Source organism: Massilia aurea, from assembly GCF_024753205.1.
GTDB classification, from domain to species: domain Bacteria; phylum Pseudomonadota; class Gammaproteobacteria; order Burkholderiales; family Burkholderiaceae_D; genus Telluria; species Telluria aurea.
The window spans coordinates 1-585 of the sequence record NZ_JANUGZ010000039.1 but is presented as its reverse complement, the minus strand read 5'-3'; the positions used below and the strand labels follow the sequence as shown (position 1 = coordinate 585).

Genomic DNA, 585 nt, shown 5'->3' with positions numbered 1-585 from the left:
CGTGATCACAATGACCGAGCGGCTGCGCAAGAAGGGCTTGGGCGCCGATGTCAGAGTCATCTTCACCGAGCCGACGCTGGCTGCATTCGCTGCCAGACTGGAACGATCTGGTAGCAGCCTGCCGACTTCAGTCGACAGTTCCGCGTTCGACGACGGTCTCGCCCATGTGTTGCCGCCGCTGGTAACGCTTGGCTTAGAACAGCGTGACGCCATTGCAGCAAAGGTTCCAGGTGGTGCATCCGCTATTCAGGACATCTATCCGCTCGGGCCGCTGCAAGAAGGCATCCTGTTTCATCACCTACTCGACAACGAAACCGATACCTACCTGTTGCGCACGGCACTGCGTTTCGACACCCGTACTCACGTCGACCGCTTCCTTTCTGCTTTGCAACATGTTGTTGATCGCCACGACATCTTGCGCAGTTCCGTTCATTGGGAAGGCCTGGAGCGCGCCGTGCAGGTCGTCCACCGGCAGGCCCCGATCGAAGTACGTGAGGTAGCGTTCGATACGGCTGTAGACACGCATGCACAACTGATGGACATGACCGACCATCTGCGCCTGGATCTTTCTCGCGCACCGTTGCT

Annotated in this window: 1 protein-coding gene; it reads left to right on the top strand. The window is 58.6% G+C overall.

Features of this window, described 5'->3' with window-relative positions; all coding sequences use genetic code 11:
• On the top strand, window positions 1-585 hold a 585-nt coding region (locus NX775_RS23940), incomplete at both ends, for a condensation domain-containing protein (protein WP_258838256.1).